Annotated in this window: 13 protein-coding genes and 4 pseudogenes; 10 read left to right on the top strand and 7 right to left on the bottom strand. The window is 58.8% G+C overall.

The genetic code is table 11. The features are described 5' to 3' along the window. Positions 1-135: 135 nt before the first annotated feature. The 6 genes and pseudogenes from EKH81_RS18365 to EKH81_RS18385 all read left to right on the top strand — a co-directional run bounded on the left by EKH81_RS18365 (position 136) and on the right by EKH81_RS18385 (position 5,634). Positions 136-456, top strand: coding sequence for an antibiotic biosynthesis monooxygenase family protein (locus tag EKH81_RS18365; protein WP_132060923.1), 321 nt, complete (start codon positions 136-138; stop codon positions 454-456). A 293-nt stretch (positions 457-749) separates the two neighbouring features. Beyond that, positions 750-1,847, top strand: a pseudogene (locus EKH81_RS19975) (ATP-binding protein). A 177-nt stretch (positions 1,848-2,024) separates the two neighbouring features. Next, positions 2,025-2,111: pseudogene (locus EKH81_RS20000) on the top strand (DUF7567 family protein); the annotation flags it as partial. A 95-nt stretch (positions 2,112-2,206) separates the two neighbouring features. Then, positions 2,207-3,226: a DHH family phosphoesterase gene (locus EKH81_RS18375; protein ID WP_132060917.1), complete on the top strand. Its 1,020-nt coding sequence runs from the start codon at positions 2,207-2,209 to the stop codon at positions 3,224-3,226. 240 nt (positions 3,227-3,466) lie between these two features. Next, entirely contained in the window at positions 3,467-4,897 is a 1,431-nt protein-coding gene (locus EKH81_RS18380; protein ID WP_132060914.1) for an APC family permease, read from the top strand. A gap of 2 nt (positions 4,898-4,899) precedes the next feature. Next, positions 4,900-5,634: an adenine nucleotide alpha hydrolase family protein gene (locus tag EKH81_RS18385; RefSeq protein ID WP_132060911.1), complete on the top strand. Its 735-nt coding sequence runs from the start codon at positions 4,900-4,902 to the stop codon at positions 5,632-5,634. 111 nt (positions 5,635-5,745) lie between these two features. On the opposite strand, the gene EKH81_RS18390 is transcribed toward EKH81_RS18385, so the two are convergent. The 6 genes from EKH81_RS18390 to EKH81_RS18415 all read right to left on the bottom strand — a co-directional run bounded on the left by EKH81_RS18390 (position 5,746) and on the right by EKH81_RS18415 (position 11,527). Then, positions 5,746-5,949, bottom strand: a complete 204-nt coding sequence (locus EKH81_RS18390) for a hypothetical protein (protein WP_132060908.1) — start codon at positions 5,947-5,949, stop codon at positions 5,746-5,748. Further along, entirely contained in the window at positions 5,946-7,496 is a 1,551-nt protein-coding gene (locus EKH81_RS18395; protein WP_132060904.1) for a TrkH family potassium uptake protein, read from the bottom strand. The genes EKH81_RS18390 and EKH81_RS18395 overlap by 4 nt, the downstream gene beginning before the upstream one ends. Positions 7,497-7,556: 60 nt before the next feature. Continuing rightward, positions 7,557-8,243 carry a potassium channel family protein gene (locus EKH81_RS18400; RefSeq protein WP_132060901.1) on the bottom strand — a complete coding sequence of 229 codons (687 nt, stop codon included), beginning with the start codon at positions 8,241-8,243 and terminating at the stop codon, positions 7,557-7,559. 5 nt (positions 8,244-8,248) lie between these two features. Continuing rightward, on the bottom strand, positions 8,249-10,588 hold the full coding sequence (locus tag EKH81_RS18405; RefSeq protein ID WP_132060898.1) for an amino acid permease: 2,340 nt from the start codon (positions 10,586-10,588) through the stop codon (positions 8,249-8,251). Positions 10,589-10,651: 63 nt separating this feature from the next. Next, entirely contained in the window at positions 10,652-11,071 is a 420-nt protein-coding gene (locus EKH81_RS18410; RefSeq protein ID WP_132060895.1) for a universal stress protein, read from the bottom strand. 3 nt (positions 11,072-11,074) lie between these two features. Further along, a complete protein-coding gene (locus EKH81_RS18415; RefSeq protein WP_202935213.1) occupies positions 11,075-11,527 on the bottom strand; it encodes a hypothetical protein in 453 nt (150 codons plus the stop codon). A gap of 416 nt (positions 11,528-11,943) precedes the next feature. Here EKH81_RS18415 and EKH81_RS18420 point away from each other — a divergent pair, with 416 nt between their 5' ends. The 4 genes and pseudogenes from EKH81_RS18420 (at position 11,944) to EKH81_RS18435 (ending at position 17,114) form a co-directional block, all read left to right on the top strand. After that, positions 11,944-12,687, top strand: coding sequence for an Lrp/AsnC family transcriptional regulator (locus EKH81_RS18420; protein ID WP_132060893.1), 744 nt, complete (start codon positions 11,944-11,946; stop codon positions 12,685-12,687). 141 nt (positions 12,688-12,828) lie between these two features. Then, positions 12,829-15,027, top strand: a complete 2,199-nt coding sequence (locus EKH81_RS18425; protein ID WP_132060891.1) for an amino acid permease — start codon at positions 12,829-12,831, stop codon at positions 15,025-15,027. Positions 15,028-15,152: 125 nt separating this feature from the next. Next, positions 15,153-15,236 (top strand): annotated as a pseudogene (locus tag EKH81_RS20005) (IS6 family transposase); the annotation flags it as partial. A gap of 645 nt (positions 15,237-15,881) precedes the next feature. Next, positions 15,882-17,114 carry an orc1/cdc6 family replication initiation protein gene (locus EKH81_RS18435; protein ID WP_132060889.1) on the top strand — a complete coding sequence of 411 codons (1,233 nt, stop codon included), beginning with the start codon at positions 15,882-15,884 and terminating at the stop codon, positions 17,112-17,114. 45 nt (positions 17,115-17,159) lie between these two features. Here EKH81_RS18435 and EKH81_RS18440 read toward each other — a convergent pair. Beyond that, positions 17,160-18,023 (bottom strand): annotated as a pseudogene (locus EKH81_RS18440) (RNA-guided endonuclease InsQ/TnpB family protein); the annotation flags it as partial. Positions 18,024-18,208 lie beyond the last annotated feature (185 nt).

The following is an 18,208-nucleotide window of genomic DNA, read 5'->3' on the forward strand; positions in this document are numbered from 1 at the left end:
TACCAGCCGTCAGGCTGTTCTCGTCTATCAGCCGTTCGGTGAACGCGCATATCGGTCAGGTGGAAGTGTCCGCGATGCATCTCGTGTTCACCTAAGAGAGTCTTTTTAACCGCGAAAGCGTGAATGCCGGTATTGATGTATCTGGTTACGTTTCGCCTCGAACCCGGGGAGTACGACGCGGAGTTCCACGAATTAAACGATGCGATACAGAGTGTTGCCGAGGACACAGAGGGATATCTGGGCAAGCGGACGTGGCACGCCTCGGAGAGCGAGGAGGTTCTCGTCGTGTATTATTGGGAGTCGTTGGACGGGCTTGCGTCGTTTAGAGCAGATTCGACCCACGAACGGGCGAAACAACGGTGGACGGAGTGGTACGATGCGTACGAAGTCACTGTCACAGAAGTTGTCGAAGCGTACGGGAGTGGCTTCGGTGACGACGCAGACCCACCTACGTAGCATACCACAGCCTTGTTCGACTGGGTACAGTCACATTCCGTGCACTTAAGAAACAGCCCGTGTCTGTCGATTCGATCTGACTGACTCTGTTGGAGATTCTGTGCAAGATACACGCTCGAATGCATGTTTCCAATACAGGCCGCGAACGGAGACTCGAATCTGCTCGCCATCTCACCATTCGCGCTAGTGAAAAACCGCCACACACGCTAAGACAAATAAAGATACTCTAAAGTATCATACTTTAGAGTACGATTACTCAAAGTACTATATTTGATGCAAAAGTAGGGACCCACATGCCCGACTTCGTCAATCGGACGGAAGAACTATTCCGACTTCATAGCCTCTATGAATCAGACAACTCAGAGCTTGCAGTAATCTTCGGGCGACGACGACTCGGTAAGACCGAACTCGTCAAACACTCGCTTCGCGACTCCGATGAAGCAGTCGTGTATCAAGCGAAACAGAAAACAGCCGAACTACAGCTCCAGCAGTTCATCGACGTCGCAGCAGAAACCTACCCGGGGTTGGACACATTCGGGAAGACTGGGACGCGATTCTCGGCTATCTCGCCGACCAAGATGCGATCGTCGTTCTCGACGAATTCCCGTATCTCGTCGAGCAGGACCAAAGCCTGCCATCCGTCCTCCAAGCAATGTTCGACCACGAACTCGACGACTCAGCCCCAACCATCGTCCTCATCGGGTCGTCAATCAGTATGATGGAAGAAGCAGCGCTTCTCGGAAGTGACATCCTCCCCGCGGTAAACGGCGGGGCTTCCCCTACGAGGGGAATCCGGTTTGACAGGTTTCAGTCCGAGTACGCCGAGAGCGTCATCTGTCCGGGTTTCGGAATCGTCTCTCGGTGGACTGTGGCGGTGTCACAACCGCTCCCGTCCTGTGGCGAGTCATCGCGTCCGGGTTCCCAACGGACGCTCTCTCCCCACGGGTTAGCGCGACCGATACGACGAACTCGGTGACGAAGCGTACGAGATACTCATCAAACCCGAGCTACCGGACTTCGTGAGCCACTCGTTCGAGGAACTGTGCTGTTCAGCGTTGCGGACGCTCTATCCAGAGTACACGATTACGGATACGGGCCAGTGGTGGTACGGCGAACACGAAGTCGACGTCGTCGGTCTCACGACCGGCGACACCCTTCTCGCAGGAGAGTGTAAATTCCAGCGTTCACCGCTTGGCTACGATGCGTTCTCGAAACTCCAAAACCACGTCGACGAGTTACGATGGACGCCGAACGGGAGCGGAAAGCGAACTGAGGAATATGCGCTGTTCTCCCGGAGTGGTTTCAAGCCGTCCGTTCAAGGAGCTGCCGAGGAGCGCGATGACCTCCGTCTGTTTACTGTTGAAGATGTCGTCGAAGCACTCAATCGCTAGTGGAACAACGACTGGCAACCTCAGTAGGTTTTTCGAGCCTCGAACGGGCGGAGTCTCCAAGAACGTGAGCAATCGACCAGAAATCGAGACTCAGCACCAGACCGCGCTTGGAGACGATGGCCAACTCAAAGTACTCGACCGACACAGTGCTTCACTGTTCGGGGGGATTTCTACGAGGATTATAATACGCAGGTCGGACTCCGAGAGTCCCGAGAGACACGCGGCCACGAGGAGGCCGTCCTCGCCTGCTTCGACACTGCCACGCTTGGAGGCCCGCGTCGACTTTAGCCCCGACCGCCGGCGGTTGAGGACTGATTCGGTGCAGTAGACGCTTGTGGTCTCCGTCACAATAGTGAGGTATGCATCCTGCACAGAATCTTGAAGAACTCCTCGTCGATGCCGAGACGCTCACGATTGTCTGTCATAACAATCCGGATCCGGACTGTCTCGCAAGCGCATTCGCGTTGGGCCGAATCGCAGTCGCTGCTGGCATCGACGAACACCACATCCTGTACAGCGGCGATATCTCTCACCAGCAGAATCGGGCATTCGTCAATCTCCTCGACATCGACCTGAAACCCTTCGAGCCCGCAGCCGTTCGAGATCGCCCCAAGGAGTCACTGCTTGCGTTCGTCGACCATGCGGTTCCGGGGGCGAACAATCGGGTTCCAGAGGGGACCCCAATCGATATCGTGATCGACCATCATCCGAGCGAGGAAATCGAGGCACAGTTCATCGATCACCGCGAGCGGGTCGGCGCGACGGCGACGATTCTGACGGAGTACGTACGAGAATTGGGTACCGAGATGGACGCCGCCCTCGGGACGGCCCTCCTGTTCGCGATCCGTCGCGAGACGCTCGGGTTCCTCCGGGGAGCGACACGCGAGGAGTACGAGGCTGCGGGATGGCTCCACGAACACGCGGACAATGCGTTACTTCGGACCCTCTCGACGCCGTCGGTTACCGGGGCGACCGTCGATGCAATCGCGGAGGCGATCACGAATCGGACGGTGCGTGGCTCGGTCCTCATCTCGGGAATCGGCCGGACGAGCGAGCGTGACGCGTTGCCCCAGGCGGCCGACTACCTCGCGACATTAGAGGGCGTCGAGACCGCAATCGTGTTCGGCATCGTCGAGGATGGGATTCAGCTCTCTGCCCGGTCAACCGATTCTCGAATCCACATCGGTGACGTGCTTGACGGGGCGTTTTCCGATGTCGGCAACGCCGGAGGCCACCGCGAGATGGCCGGTGGCGAAGTGCCGCTCGGTATCTTCACGGACTATACGACTGACGACACGCAGTTGTTCGCAATCGTCGACCAAGTCATGAGTGCTCGTCTCGTTTCCGAACTCAATCTCACGCCAGAGACGGGAGAATAGGTGGACATGGCTGGTGAAAACGAGAAGTGCGGCCAGTGTCACTCGTGTCCTGACATCCCGACCCGGGTCCGCGCCCGTTTTGGGCCGGGTTCGAGCACACGACCACCGGCCTCGCGGAACGCCCGACCGTCGACGTGGTCGCCGAGACCGACGAAAACATCACCCGGTTCCAGGCCGAGTTCGTCTAATCGAAGTCCGCTCACCGCCGAGTTTATTTGACTATCGAAACAATCGCCCTCTATGGCCGAACAGCCTGTCGACGTCGAGCCAGGGGGCCAGAACGTTGCTGGCGAGGCACCCGTCGAGGAGCCGGAAGCCGTCACCGACGACACGACCGTCCACGACGACGACGTCGAACTCGAACGGACCATCGGACTAGTCGGCGGGCTGGCGATTGGAATCGGGACCATGATCGGGGCGGGTATCTTCGTCTTCCCGGGACTGGCGGCGGCCAACGCGGGGCTGGCTGCCACACTCTCGTTCGCAATCGGCGGACTCATCGCGTTGCTCGTGGCGCTACCGACGTCTGAACTCGCCACGGCGATGCCGCGGAGCGGTGGCGGCTACTACTTTATCTCACGGGGAATGGGGACGGCCTACGGGGCGATTGTCGGTCTGGGGCTGTGGTTGGGCCTGATGTTCGCCTCGGCGTTCTATCTCGTCGGACTCGGCCACTACGCGAGCGCCGTCTTCGCCGAACTCGGTGTCGCGCTCCCGTTCAGTCCCGTCATCGGGATCGGACTGCTGTTCGGGGCCGCGCTGACGGCATTGAGTATCGGCGGCACGGAGAACACCGCGAAGATTCAGAACGTGGTGGTTGGGGTCCTCCTCGTGGTGCTCACGGGCTTTCTCTCGTACGGTGTCCTCGACGCTGTGGGCGTGTTCGGTGGCGGAACCGTTCCAGAGCAGTTCTTTTCGAGAGGATACTTCCCGGTGTTGACGACCGCGGCGCTGGTGTTCACGTCGTATCTGGGGTTCGCCCAGGTCGCGACCGTCGCGGGCGAAATCAAACAACCGGGACGGAACCTCCCGCTAGCGATGGTCGGGTCGGTCCTCATCGTCACCGTCTTCTACGTGGTGACGATATTCGTCGCGACCAGCGCGTTCGGCGCGGACCGGCTCGGCCAGTTCGGCGAGACGGCGATGGTCGAAGTCGCCCGCGACTTCCTGGGGTTGCCCGGCGCGGTCGCGATCCTGGGTGCCGGGCTGTTGGCGACGTTTTCGAGCGCGAACGCGTCGATTCTCAGCGCCTCGCGGGCGGTGTACGCGCTGAGCCGCGACGCCCTGCTCCCACGTAAAGCGAGTGAGGTCAACCTCAGGTACGGCACGCCACACGTCGCGTTGGTCGCTGCCGGTGGCCCGATATTGGTTCTCGTCGCGACCGGGCAAGTCGAACTGCTCGCGGAGGTCGCCTCGTTCCTCCACCTGATTATGTACGGGCTGATGTGCGTCGCCCTGATCGTGTTGCGACGGCGGAATCCGGAGTGGTACTCGCCCAGTTACCAGGTACCGGGCTATCCGGTGGTTCCGGCCATAGGTGCGCTCGCGAGCTTCGGACTGATCGCCTTCATGCAGCCCGCATCCATCGGTATCGGCATCGTGGTGATGCTCGCCTCGTATCTCTGGTATCGTTATTACGCTGGAGACGTCACACTCAAAGGAGACATCTGACTATGACGGACCGACCATCGATACTCGTCCCGATTCGCGTGCTGGAAGGCGAATCAGTTCCTGAAGGGGTCCCCGAACTCCTCGCGCACGCTCACGTCGTCATGCTGGGATATCACGTCATCCCGGAGCAAACGGCGCCCGGACAGGCGCAGATGCAGTTCGAGGACCGAGCCACGGAACGACTCGACGAGTACGAGACGATGTTCGAAGCGGCGGGCGCTACCGTCGAGCGGCGACTCGTGTTTACCCACGACGGCCAGAAGACCATCGACCGGATGACGGCCGAGCACGACTGTATGGCCGTGCTCGTTCCGAACGCCACCGGGGCGGTCGAGGACGTGCTCGTCGCTGTTCGTGGTGCCGTGGGAATCGACCGCCTCGCCCGCGTCGTCGCAGGCCTGTTCGGGGAGACGGACGCGTCGGTGACGCTGTACCACATCGCAGAGGACGAGGAAACGGACGAGGACGTCGGGACACTCCTGGAGGGGATGGTGAATCGACTGAAGGACCAGGGCGTGGACGCCTCGAGGATCGAAACGCGCATCGACCGCGACCGGGAGGCACTCGATGCGATCACCGAGACGGCCGACACGTTCGACACCGTCGTCATGGGCGAAACTGACCCGTCTTTAGCGACGTTCGTCTTCGGTATGCCAGCCGATCAGGTCGCCGACCGATTTCTCGGCCCTGTTTTTGTCGTGCAGCGCGACCCCACCCCCAATGAGGACGAAGAGTGAGGTCATATCATACATCGGCCTGCCGAGACCGCAGACCAGCGCTCGAGGAATCCACTTACGCGACCTCGGTTCGACCGTGGGGAACCGGAGTGGACGTCTGTTATCGAATAGTTACTCTCGAATCCCTCGGTACAGCGTGTATAAGACGAACACAGCGAGGTACGCAACCGCGAGGGCCTCAGTGACGACCGACCGGTCGAGCACGACGATTAGCCCGATGACGAGCGGCCCGACGAGCAGAAGCGAGTCGAAGACCCGGTCATCCGCACCGGCCTCGAACACGTAGGAAACAACCGGGAGGTCACGCAATTTCATTGGTAGAGGCCTCCGCGCTTGAAGATTGTTCGGAGCATCACGAGGACCGGGATGATTTCGAGCCGCCCGATCCACATGTGGAAGAGGAACGCGACCTTCCCCACCACGGGCAGTGACTCAGGCCCCGTAATCCCCGACGAGAGCCCCACGTTCCCTTGGGCACTCGCGACTTCGAACACGACGTTGGCGAGTGAGTACTCCCCGGACGGAAGCGTGAGCAGCAACATGAAGGTGCCGACGACCAGGAACGTTATCCAGAGGACGACGATAATCGCCGCCTCCATAAATTCGCGACTCGCCTCTTCCTCGTTCAGTCGGCGGCCGTTGATTTCCAGTCGCCGGACCGCGGTCTCGGGGTAGAACACGTCCGCGATTTGATGGCGAATCCCTTTCGCGAGCGTCAGGCCCCGGATGAGTTTGATACCGCCCGCGGTCGACCCAGCTGCTCCACCGACGAGCATCCCGAACGTCACCGTGAGCTGGGCGTACGACGGCCACCGGCCGAGCGCGACGTTCGTCGCGTCGACGGCCGTCTGGAACCCGGTACAGGTCGCCGCCGAAACGAACTGGAACAGACCGTATCGGAGGGCGGCAAAAGGCGTCCCGTAGGGACCGGCGTAGTACAGGAAACTCCACAGCAACGCCGACCCGATGCCCATATAGCCGAACACCCACCGCGTCTGGAGGTCAGAGTAGAAGTTCCGGAGGTCGCCCCGCAGAATGAGGTAGTGCACCGGGAAGGCGATACTGCCCAACAGCATAATCGGAATCAACACGAAATCGATTGCGACGCTGTCGTAGGTCGCAATCGAGTTGTCCGTGATAGAGAACCCGCCGGTCGCGAGCCCCGTCATGCCGTGGTTGATCGCTCCCCAGATCGGCATACCCGCGAGCCACAGCGCGAGGATCGAGACGAACGTGAACAGGATGAATATCCACCAGATCGTCCGAACCGTCGAAACGATGCTCGGATGAATCTTCTCCGAGCGTGCCTCACTCTCGTAGAGGGTTAGCGAACCACTGCCGGGCCGTGAGAGAATCGCCGTCGTCAAGACGATCACACCGACCCCGCCGACCCACTCGGTGAACGTCCGCCACCACTGGAGCGTACGCGGGAGCACCTCCTCGTTGTCGGTCATCGTGAGCCCCGTTCCGGTGAAGCCACTCATGCTCTCGAAGATGGCGTTGAGCGGTTCGGTGAACGCTGCCAGTGTCGCCGTCTGGGCGGGCGTTGAGATTCCTGGCACCCCGAGCTGAACGCTCCAAGCGATTAAGAGGAACGGCAGCGAACCGAAGATTCCCACGGAAAACCATCCCGATGCGGCGACTATCATTCCGTGGAACCGACCCGGGGCTTCCGCCTCCCGGAATCGCCGATTGAGCATCCATCCGATTCCCAGCGGGATGAGGGCCGAGACGAGCAACGCCGGGAGCGCGAAAAACTCTCCCCAGACGACCGGAACGACGAGCGAGACGAGCATCAGCCCACCAAGTGCCTCCAGGATGCGACCGAGGTCCCGTCCGACAGTTTCGACAGAGCCGTTCATATGTTGCCTGTAGTGGCGATCAGATTGGTTGCAGTTATCTCAGCACTCGACATGGTCAGCTCACTCCCCACGGTCTTCGTAGTGGCCGAAGATGTCGGTAATCTCCGGATCAGCACCGACGCCGGAATACACAGTCAACAGGTCGCCTTCCGTGATCGTCGTATCACCCTGTGGCGTGATCGGGTGCGAGTTTCTATCGCGTTCGATTGCGACGACCAGCATATCGTCGGGGAGAACCCCCGACTGTGCGGCTTCCTGAAGCGTCTTCCCCGCGATTGGAGCCTCCTCAGTGACCGTAATCTCGAACACTTCGGCCTCGTCGCCGATGCGCATGTAGTCGACAATCGCTGGCCGCGCCACGGCACGGTACAGATACTCGGCGATGAGTTGCTGAGGATTCTGCATCGTATTCACGCCAATCTGCTCGAACAGCCCCATATGCTCGGGATTATGGACGACCGAAAGGATTGCTGGCACCTCGAACTCCTTTGCGAGGAGGCAGGTCATCACGTTCGTCGCGTCCTGGTCGGTCGTCGAGATGAGCGCATCGGCCCGTTCAGCGCCGGCGTCGCTCAGCGTATCCTTCGTGGTCGCGTCGGCGTGCAGGACCAAACAGTCGAACGCATCGGCGGCTCGGTTCGCTCTGAGTTCATCGCGTTCGATGACGACGACCTCGTTCCCGGACTCGGTCGCGATATCGATGAGCGGCGTCCCAATATCGCCGGCGCCGATGATAATGATGTACATGCGAATTACACCTCCAGTCTCCGCAGCAGGGCTTGACGAACTGACATCGGCGATTCCTCCGGACCGCGCGCCATCACGACGGTTCGATTCACTCCTGCACCGACGGTCTCCGGGAGCGACCCGAACACCGCCTGGGAAATCGCCCCGGACCGGGTCGCCCCGACACAGATTGTATCGTACTCTCCAGCAGCGTCGATGATGGCCTGTTCGGTATTCTCAGCAACTCTAATCTCGGTATCGTACGACATGTATTGAATTCCAGCGCGTTCGGCTAACTCCTCGATTACAGCTTCACCACGCTCGGTGGGAGTGGTATCCTCGTCGGACTCGGTCTCCGGGGGCTGGACGTTGAGCAACGTCAGCGACGCGTCGTCGGCCGCGGAAACGAATTCGGCCGCCCGACGTGCCGCAACCGGCGCGTGTGGACCTTTTCCGGCGAGGACCATGATATCTCCCTCGCCGCGTCCGCCCTCTGGGCCGAGTTTCACTAGCGTCGCGTCACACGGGGCCCGTCCGACGACAGGGTCGATGGTCGAACCGAGGACGTGTTCGCGCCGACTGCGAGTGCCCTGCCAGCCGAGGAGGACGTGATTCGCGTTCTCTTCCTCGATGACGTCCAGAATGACGGACCCGGCATTCCGACCCACGATTGCTCGCGTCTGGAGGCCGATGTCGAGGTCGGCGGCGATGTCGCGAGCAGAGTGTAGCAACTCCTGCTGTCGTTCGACTCGCTCCTCCTCGAACGTGAGGTCCTGGGAGAGCGAGGTCTGGTGGGGGACCTCGATGACGTTCACGGCAATGACTTCGGCCTGTTCGTCTTCGTGGGCGTGGGCGCTGGCGGCAGCCATTCGAAGGAGGTCCTGTTCGGTCTCCGGGTTCGCAACCGGGACCACCACGCTATAGCGGCCTTCGCCGTTCGCCATCGCGGTCGGCTCGGGGGCAATCGCTTCGCCGACGAGACTCTCGCTCAGCGCGCGGTCGCGCGCGTACACGTAGTACCAAACGATACCGAAGACGACGAGAACCGTCCCGATTGTCCCGACCGGCGTCGGAGTAACCGGAAGAGCGAGGTCGATTGGCCCGGCCGAGAGGACCGTCGGGACGAAATCGACCGACATCTGCACGAGGACGGCCAGACAGGCCAGCATCCCGACGATTGGAACGACCGGATACAGGGCTGACGGAATCTGGAAGGCCGGTTCGTAGGCCTCCGGATTCGCTCGGCGCAGGACGACGACAGTAACGTGAACGAGGGCGTACGTCACGAGGTACATGAAACTCGCCACCTCGGCGAGCGTGCCGATTCCGACGCCGATGGCAATCAGAACGAGGGTGATGACGCCGGTCGCCGTGATTGCCCGGTAGGGCGTTCGGAACCGCTCGTGAACCTCGTTGAGCCAGTTGACGAGAATTCGGTCCCGTCCCATCGCGAAGTTGACGCGGGCGGCCGACAGGATGCTCGCGTTCGCACTGGAGACCGTCGCGAGAACCGCCCCGACAATCATCGCAAGCGCCCCAAGCGAGCCCATAAACTCGGTCGCCACGTCGGCCACCGGAACCTCGGAGGCGGCCAGCAAATCAATCGACAGCGTCCCGGTGGAGACGAACATCACGCCGACGTACATCAGCGTCGGCGTCACCACCGACGCAATCATCGCGAGCGGGAGATTTCTGCTCGGGTTCTTGATTTCCTCGGCGCTGGTCGCAATCACCTCGAACCCGATGAACGTCACGTAGACCGTCCCGATTGTCGCTGCGACGGCAGGCCAGCCGTTCGGATTGAACTCTCCGATGGTCGGGCCACTGAGGATTCCGAGTCCGAGGAACGCAACGATGAGGCCCACGAGCGTCAGGACGATGACGTTCTGCAGCGACCCCGTCTCTTTGACACCGTAGTAGTTGACACCGGTCAACAGGGCCGCCATCACGAGCGCAGCGACGGTAATCCCGATTTGACCCCAGCCAGCGAGGAAGCCGATGTACTGCCCGAGACCCGGGAGGAGATACTGGCCGAAGCCAATCATGTAGAAGGCCGAGGCGAACGTCAGGCCAGCCCACATCCCCCAGCCGACGATACTCCCGAAGAACGGGCCAAGCGCCCGATTGACGTAGTAGTAGCTGCCGCCAGCTTTCGGCATCCCAGTCGCCAGTTCCGAGAGGGAAAGCGCGGCTAGCAACGACACGATACCCCCGGCGAAGAACGAAATCATGCTGGCAGGACCGGCTTGCTGGGAAGCGATGCTGGGGAGGACGAAAATCCCCGCCCCAATCATCGTTCCCAGGCCTATCGTGTAGGCTTCGAGGAAGCCGAGGTCGCGGGCCAGTTCTTGGTCCGTTTCACTCATCGTAGACCACCGTTGTCGTTGTGGGCGTCACTCCGTGCGTGCATATTCGAAGTACATCGACCGTCATTCGTTTCCGTCCTCTTCTGGAAGTGCGATGACCGGCCTGTCTGCGTCCGTAACCAGTTTGAGGGCTGTGTCTCCGGACAAGAACTGGACGAGCCGGTTCCCGCCTCGGGGCCGAAACGCGATAGCGCTGGCTCCCACGTCTGCTGCGACATCGATGATGGCCTCGACCACGTCTCTCCGATAGGCGATTTCCTCATCCGCCCCCGGGATGAAGCCTCGAAACGCAGCAAATGCGTCCGCGGCGCGTTGTTCGGCCTGTTCGAGAGGCATCTTGTCGGGAACACCTTCACCCTTTTCGATGACGTGAACGACAGTTACTTGGTCGTATTCGTACGCGTCGAGGATGCGTGCTGTCTCTCTCGCGTCTTCCTCGTTCGCGACCGGGACGACGAGATGACTCGTTAGTGATTCAGACATGATTTATTCCTCCGTCTCAGTATCGACGTCGTCACTACCGCAATTCGGACAGACGTCTACCTCACGGTCGAACGTTCGTCCGCAGGTTTCGCACCGAGCCGCCGCCGTGTTATCGACGTCCCCGAGATACACCCAATGTAGCGATTCCGTCCCATCAAGTTGCGGTTCACGACGAACGTGGTACAGAGAGGTGATATCGGTATTCACACCAGAGTCATCCGGGTCCGGAGGATGCATTCGCACGAGTGCGTACGCTCCGTGGGTTTCGATTTCGAGGATTTCGCCGGCAGCGTTCGCTTCGATTTCCGTTTCGATTGGCGTTCGAAGCGATTCGACGCGCCCCTCGATGTACGAAAGGAGCGATTTCAATTCGGGGAGCTCTAACGCATCGATTCGCTGAAGCAGCGTCTCGGGGAGTCCGTCCGGTGGCGTCGGATCTTCATCCGTGTCACCCATGGTCGTACCTCCGTCTCGGGGACGCATCTGAGCCATCCGATTCGGGGGGCGCTCCATTCGAGAAGTGTAACGCAGACAGTTCTGAGACAGCCGATTTGAGGACAGCAAGCCAGTGAATTGGCGCATTCTCTGGGTCGTTCAGGGAATCCGCGTTGGTCGCTGACGCGACGTGAGTGAACATCATATAAGGGCGCATACTACGGAACGATAAATAGCTACCGTTTTTTCAAACGATTCAGTAACTGCTAGCCCAAATACAATCGAATCGTTTGGTAGCTTTGTCAGGGCGTCTACACCAGATTGAGCGGTGTTTCAGTAGACTGGCTTTCGGTTAGTTGAGACAGTCGAGCCGGAAGTCAAACAGATACGTAACGACAACTTAAAAGTCCCTACGGAGCTAATTTCAGCCTATAAATATGCCCCTTCAGATCGATACGGTCGACGAGCAGATTCTGTACTATCTGACCAAAGAAGCCCGACACACGTCCGCACCGGATATCGCGGAGAAAGTCGATGTCTCAGCACCGACAGTCCGAAATCGGATTCGACGGCTCGAAGAGGAGGGTGTGATCCGGGGATACCACGCCGATATTAATTATCAGAACGTCGGCGGACGACTGACCAACCACTACGTCTGCAGTACGGGAAACCGTGACCGGGAGGAGATGGCTCAGCGCATCCTCGATGTTCCGGGGGTCATTAACGTCCGGGAGATAATGTCCGGGAAAGGTGACCTCCGAATTACGGTCGTCGGGACGGACACCGACGACCTCACACGAATTGCCCAAGGAATCATCTCGCTCGGTATCGAAATCGACGACGAGGACCTGATCCACCGGGAGTATTTCCGTCCCTACGCCCCATTCGGACCTCGGGACAAAGAGGTGGCCTCACCAGTCACCGGAGTCGCAGGTCTCGCTGGCGACGCCGATGTGGTTGAAGTTATCGTCAGAGAGAAAGCACCCATCGCCGGGAAGACGCTCCAAGAAGCGAACGAGGACGGTCTCGTCCCCTCCGACGTACTGGTCGTCCGAATCAATCGTGATGCGGGGACGATAACGCCGACAGGGGAGACATTGATAAAGGAGAACGATTTCGTCACGATTCATTCGCGGTCGGGTGTCACTGAGGAAACGCTCCAAGTATTTACGGGGGAATAAACACACATTCCGACCGCGCGTTTTATAAGGGTTTATCGTTTTTTGTAGAACACACGTGAACGACGTTCCGATTTTCACTCCGACACTATTTGTCGAGGGATCGTTCGGACACAACTCTAGTGCTGAGTTTTCCACACAATAATGGGGAAACAGCTAGAACGTGACTTAGGACTTCCAGCAGTGACGGCTATCAGTATCGGTGCGATGGTCGGCAGCGGCATCTTTATTCTGCCGGGGTTAGCCATGAAGATGGCCGGACCGGCAGTCGTGTTTGCGTACTTTCTAGCTGGCGTACTGGTGTTGCCAGCGGCGCTGAGCAAATCCGAAATGGCGACAGCGATGCCCGAAGCCGGAGGAACCTATCTGTACATCGAACGGGCGATGGGTCCATTGTTCGGGACAATCGCCGGTGTCGGGACGTGGTTTTCGTTGACGTTTAAAGGGGCGCTCGCGCTGGTCGGCGGTGCGCCGTATCTGGTGTTGTTGTTCGACCTGCCGGTGACACCAGTCGCGCTGACGGTTGCGGCCTTGCTGATCGTTTTGAACATCGTCGGTGCGAAACAGACCGGACGGATGCAAATTGCCATCGTGGCCGTCATGCTGGCCGTGATGGTCTGGTTCATCGTTGTCGGGGCACCGGGCGTCGAAAATGCCCGGTTTGAGGGGTTTTTTGACAGCGGATTCGAAGGAATCCTGGGCGCTACTGGATTCGTGTTCGTCTCTTACGCTGGCGTTACCAAAATCGCCAGTGTCGCCGAAGAGGTAGAGAATCCAGACCGGAATCTCCCGCTAGGCATCCTCGGGTCACTTATCATCACGGCTGGCATCTACGTCGCTATCGTCACCGTGATGGTCGGAGTCGCAGACGAGGCGGCACTCACGAACACGGAGACGCCGATGCAGGTCGCAGCCAGTACTGCCCTGCCCACGGTCGGCGTCGCGGCCGTCGTAGTGGCGGCCTTACTCGCCTTGATAAGCACTGCTAACGCAGGAATTCTCTCCTCGTCGCGATACCCCTTCGCGATGAGTCGTGACGGACTTGCCCCAGACATCTTCGAGAACGTCAGCGACCGATTCGAGACGCCAGTCAACGCGATCACTATCACTGGCGGGGTATTGCTCCTTCTCATCGCGTTTGTTCCTATCGACGACATCGCCAAACTCGCCAGCGCGTTCAAGATTCTGGTGTTCATCCTGATCAACGTCGCACTGATCGCCTTCCGTCAGGGTTCTATAGAGGCGTACGACCCCAGTTTCGAGTCCCCGCTGTACCCTGTTCCCCAGTTAGTTGGGATTGTCGGCGGGGTCGTCCTGCTCCGATACATCGGATTCGTTCCGCTGGTCGGAGCCGTCGTCATCACGATTGGTTCGATGATGTGGTACTACGTGTTCGTCTACCGCCGAGGAGGGGTCGCTCGCGAGGGAGCGATGACTGACGCCCTCCGTCGGAGTGTCGGTCGAGACGTGGTCGAACAAACAGAGTCCGAGGTCAAAACCGACAGCCACGAGGTCTTGGTGGCGGTTACCGAGCGGACGACATCTGCTGTCGAACGTTCTCTAATCGACCTTGCGACGGACGTAGCGCGCACCCGAGAGGGAGGGGTTCGAGTCGCCCAGTTCGACGAGATACCCGACCAGACACCGCTCCCGCACTCAGCCTCGACCCTCACAGAGGCCGACCAAGCGTTCGAGGCGAGAATGGCCGACCGGGCAACCAATTCGAAGATACCGATTCGATACGGTGAGGTCGTCAGCCACGACACGCGACACGCCATCGTCAACTACGCTGCGGAAGTTGACGCCGACACCCTCATTATCGAACGGTCGCCTCGGTCGGGACCACTCTCGAGTAGCGATGCGGACTGGATCGAAGACCACGCATCCTGTGACGTAATCGAGGTCTCGAATTTCGACCACGACGCAGTCGAACGCATCGGTGTCGTTACCGACGAGGGGCCATTCGACCCAACGAAGGTTGCGTTGGCCGACGCACTTGCGACCGCAGTCGGTGCAACAATTACATTCTACTTCCCTGTCAGTAAGGATGTGCCCGAAAGCCGCCGGAACACCACCGACGATTACCTCTCAGAGTTGGTGGCACTTTGTGAATCCCCGGTCGAGACTCAGGTCCTCGAATCGAGCACCGAGGACACAATCGAGCTCGCGGCCAGCGACTCCGATGTCCTCGTCGTAAGCGGCGTTCAGCGCGACCTCGTAGACCGGCTGTTTAGCCGAGGAGCAGATCCCGTGACAGCCGGAACGGAACACGGGACGCTCATCGTCTATGGGGTGAGCCAGCCGGGACGTCTCCGCCGGGCCGTCGAACGACGACTGTTCTAAATCACTATCCGTACCTGTATTTGGAGTTGTTACTGCGCCAGCGAAGGGTGCGGGCGCACGGGGGCGGGAGAGTATCGATATCGACGAGAAGTAAACTCCCGCACCGTCTAGGACGATTAATTGGGATGCAGGTCGCAGACCTGCGCAAAGAGACGTTAGACACCGCTACTCTCGAATGTTGGCAGCACGAGCGGACGGCGACGCGGGTGACGGTTGACTGTCCAGGAGGACTAGACCGTACCCACCCACCCCACGTTTCCGTCGTATCGGGAGAGAGTGGATGGGGTATCTCGGAATGGCCGATGTCAATCCAATTGTAATTCTATTATTGGAGCAATTAGACAATTAGTCCATTCAGATAAATAATTGAACTATTTAGGCGCGCCACAGCTAACCACATCATAGATAGATTTAAGTACCTATGTTGAGAATATTCCGTCAAGCTAACTTCGTTTAGAATTGAAACGAATTTTATTTCGTTTCAACGGCTGGAACAGCAGCTCTCACTATGCTTTTCTTCAAACTTCGTTTACCGCGCGAATCGGTAAGCGAACGGTCCTCCTGGTGATTTTCCCTCGTCCTCGACTTCTCATTCATCTGCACCCCCATGATTGTAGATTACGACGGAAACGTGGGGTGTGTGGGTTCGAATATTCTTCACCCTTGCTTCTCCTCTACCGCCCCACCGTCATCTAACTTCTCGTCGCACGTCGGAAACCCGGTTAACACGCCTCTCATCTCATACCCGCGTATTCATGCATCTAACCCTCGAATTCGACGTAAATACGTCGGAAATGTGGGGTGGTTCTGTCCACTAGGTTTATATGCCTTCCAATCACACCGTGTTACAATAAATGACATCCGACCCTTCGACCAGCTCCGTCGACGACCCGCTCTTTGACTCCGGGCATCGAATCTTCTCGAACAAGGACCTCCTGAAGACCGGTCACGTCCCAGAAGCCGACCGGATTGTCGGTCGCGACGAAGAGATCTCTAAATTGGCGAAACGTCTGAACGGGGCAGTTCACGGATACTCTCCCGAGAACGTGATGATCTACGGCAAGACTGGGACCGGAAAGTCGCTCGTTTCGAGGCACGTCTGCCAGCGTGCTCAAAACGCAACCGAGGCGGATGTCGATATCGGGACTGCGTACATCGACTGTGCGGAAGACGACACGGAAACACAGGCAATCTCTTCGCTTGCCGCAAAACTGAACGACGAGTCCGTCACCGACACTACCGTCCCACACACCGGGCTCAGCACGTCCAAGTATTACAAACTCCTCTGGAGGGTACTCGATGCACAATTTGACTCGGTTATTATCATCCTCGACGAGATCGACCTAATGAACGACGACAGTGTTCTGATGAAACTCTCGCGAGCCGAGGAAGCCGGGAAAATCGACTGTAGCATCGGCGTTATCGCTATCAGCAACAAGATTCAGTACGTCAACAACCTGAACGAACGAGTTAAGAGTAGCTTCCAGCACAAGGAACTGTTCTTTAAACCGTACGACGCGAACCAACTCCGCGAGATTATGTTCAATCGGGAAGACGCCTTCCAAGATGGCGTCCTCTCGGAGGATGTCATCCCGCTTTCCGCTGCGTTTGCCGCCCAAGAGCACGGCGACGCCCGCCGAGCAATCGATATTCTTCGTCACGCTGGTGAGGTCGCGTACGAGGATGATGCAGAGAAAGTCCGAGAAGAACACGTGCGGCAGGCCCAACAACACGCAGAAAAGGACCGGTTCCGCGAACTCGTGAACGGCGCGCCCACGCAGGCAAAGGCCGCACTACTCGCGCTAACCGAACTCAGCGTCAATACAAACGACGATGCGTTCCTCACGAGCCGCGTGTACGACCAATACGAGCGAATTTGTGCACATCTCGACATGGATACACTCTCAGTCCGACGATTCCGAGACATCGTGAAGGAACAAGCGTTTCTCGGTGTCATCGAAATCGAGAAGATCAACAAAGGCAGCGCGGGCGGTATACATCTCCAAAATCGACTTATCGAAGACCCGCAGGTCGTTCGCGAAACTATTCTCGAAGACGGTCGGATGCAAGATTGGGCGAACGATTGACATCCTCCCCGCCCTAAAGGGCGAGGATTCCCGAGCGTTGGGATATTAAGGTTTGCAACCCGCCTGTTCGCCCGGTGCGAAACGCCCCGAGGTTTGGTTGAACAGGTAGGCTACTGGTCGTGCCAAACGACCGTTACTTATATCCCCCGTAGGAGGATTCTGAGTTATCTTTCTCCGAATGTTCACCGCACCATTCACGTCCGCGTTCATCGTCGCACCGCACGACTCGCAGACGTACAACCCGCGCTCCACGCGGTTCGCGTCACGCTTCCGACCACAGCACGAACACGTCTTGCTCGTGTCGCGCTCGCTCGTGCGGTTAACGAGAATACCGTGTTCCTCCGCCTTGTATTCGAGCAACGTGGTGAATCGGTCAAACTCCCATCCGTGGAGTTTCTTGTTGCCACGCCCACCCCAATTTCGAGACTCGCCGTTTTCGTCCTCTCGAATCTTGCTCAAGTCGCCGATGGCGATGCGACCGACCTTGTGGGCGATGCACTGCTCAACGATGTGTTTGGCGAGCGCGTGCAGGAAGTGGTCTTTCCGTCGAGACAACTTCTGTCGAGAGCGTAGCGCACGCTTCGACGGCCCGTTCTCGCCTTCCGTCTTGTACTCGTCTCGCGTGAGGTAGTGCTTGTCTTGCTTCAGTACGTTCCCCGGATACAACTCAGCGTCACCATCATCGTAAGCGATGGCGAGGTAGTTGCTGATGCCGAGGTCAATTCCAGCGGTGTTGTCACCGGGAGCGTCCTCGACGGGAATATCGACCTTACAGACGAGATGGAGTTCCCAACGGTCGCCGTTCCACACGGCTCTGACCTGTTGGATGTTTTTCACGGCCACATCCGGTCGCGTCTCGTATTCTACGAGAATGAAGTCTGAACGGTGTTGTTTGAGGTTGAAGCCTTTGATAAATTCTCCGCTTTTCAGCTGGCCCATACGACGGAAACCCGGGGTGAGGGGGAAGGAAACGTCGGAAACATGGGGCCAAGATTACGACGGAAACAAGGGGTGGGATGGAGATGACGGGACGGAAACAAAGGGTACGACGGAAACGATGGAGACGACGATGACGGTGGAGACGACGGAAACGA

The organism is Halorussus amylolyticus (assembly GCF_004143485.2).
Lineage (GTDB): Archaea > Halobacteriota > Halobacteria > Halobacteriales > Haladaptataceae > Halorussus > Halorussus amylolyticus.

Excerpts from the sequence above, each read along its gene's own strand:
- EKH81_RS18420 (WP_132060893.1), top strand. The coding sequence starts at position 11,944 with ATGCCCCTTCAGATCGATACGGTCGACGAGCAGATTCTGTACTATCTG.
- EKH81_RS18435 (WP_132060889.1), top strand. The coding sequence starts at position 15,882 with ATGACATCCGACCCTTCGACCAGCTCCGTCGACGACCCGCTCTTTGAC.
- EKH81_RS18395 (WP_132060904.1), bottom strand. The coding sequence starts at position 7,496 with ATGAACGGCTCTGTCGAAACTGTCGGACGGGACCTCGGTCGCATCCTG.
- EKH81_RS18400 (WP_132060901.1), bottom strand. The coding sequence starts at position 8,243 with ATGTACATCATTATCATCGGCGCCGGCGATATTGGGACGCCGCTCATC.
- EKH81_RS18375 (WP_132060917.1), top strand. The coding sequence starts at position 2,207 with ATGCATCCTGCACAGAATCTTGAAGAACTCCTCGTCGATGCCGAGACG.
- EKH81_RS18390 (WP_132060908.1), bottom strand. The coding sequence starts at position 5,949 with ATGAAATTGCGTGACCTCCCGGTTGTTTCCTACGTGTTCGAGGCCGGT.
- EKH81_RS18425 (WP_132060891.1), top strand. The coding sequence starts at position 12,829 with ATGGGGAAACAGCTAGAACGTGACTTAGGACTTCCAGCAGTGACGGCT.
- EKH81_RS18385 (WP_132060911.1), top strand. The coding sequence starts at position 4,900 with ATGACGGACCGACCATCGATACTCGTCCCGATTCGCGTGCTGGAAGGC.
- EKH81_RS18415 (WP_202935213.1), bottom strand. The coding sequence starts at position 11,527 with ATGGGTGACACGGATGAAGATCCGACGCCACCGGACGGACTCCCCGAG.
- EKH81_RS18365 (WP_132060923.1), top strand. The coding sequence starts at position 136 with ATGTATCTGGTTACGTTTCGCCTCGAACCCGGGGAGTACGACGCGGAG.
- EKH81_RS18410 (WP_132060895.1), bottom strand. The coding sequence starts at position 11,071 with ATGTCTGAATCACTAACGAGTCATCTCGTCGTCCCGGTCGCGAACGAG.
- EKH81_RS18405 (WP_132060898.1), bottom strand. The coding sequence starts at position 10,588 with ATGAGTGAAACGGACCAAGAACTGGCCCGCGACCTCGGCTTCCTCGAA.
- EKH81_RS18380 (WP_132060914.1), top strand. The coding sequence starts at position 3,467 with ATGGCCGAACAGCCTGTCGACGTCGAGCCAGGGGGCCAGAACGTTGCT.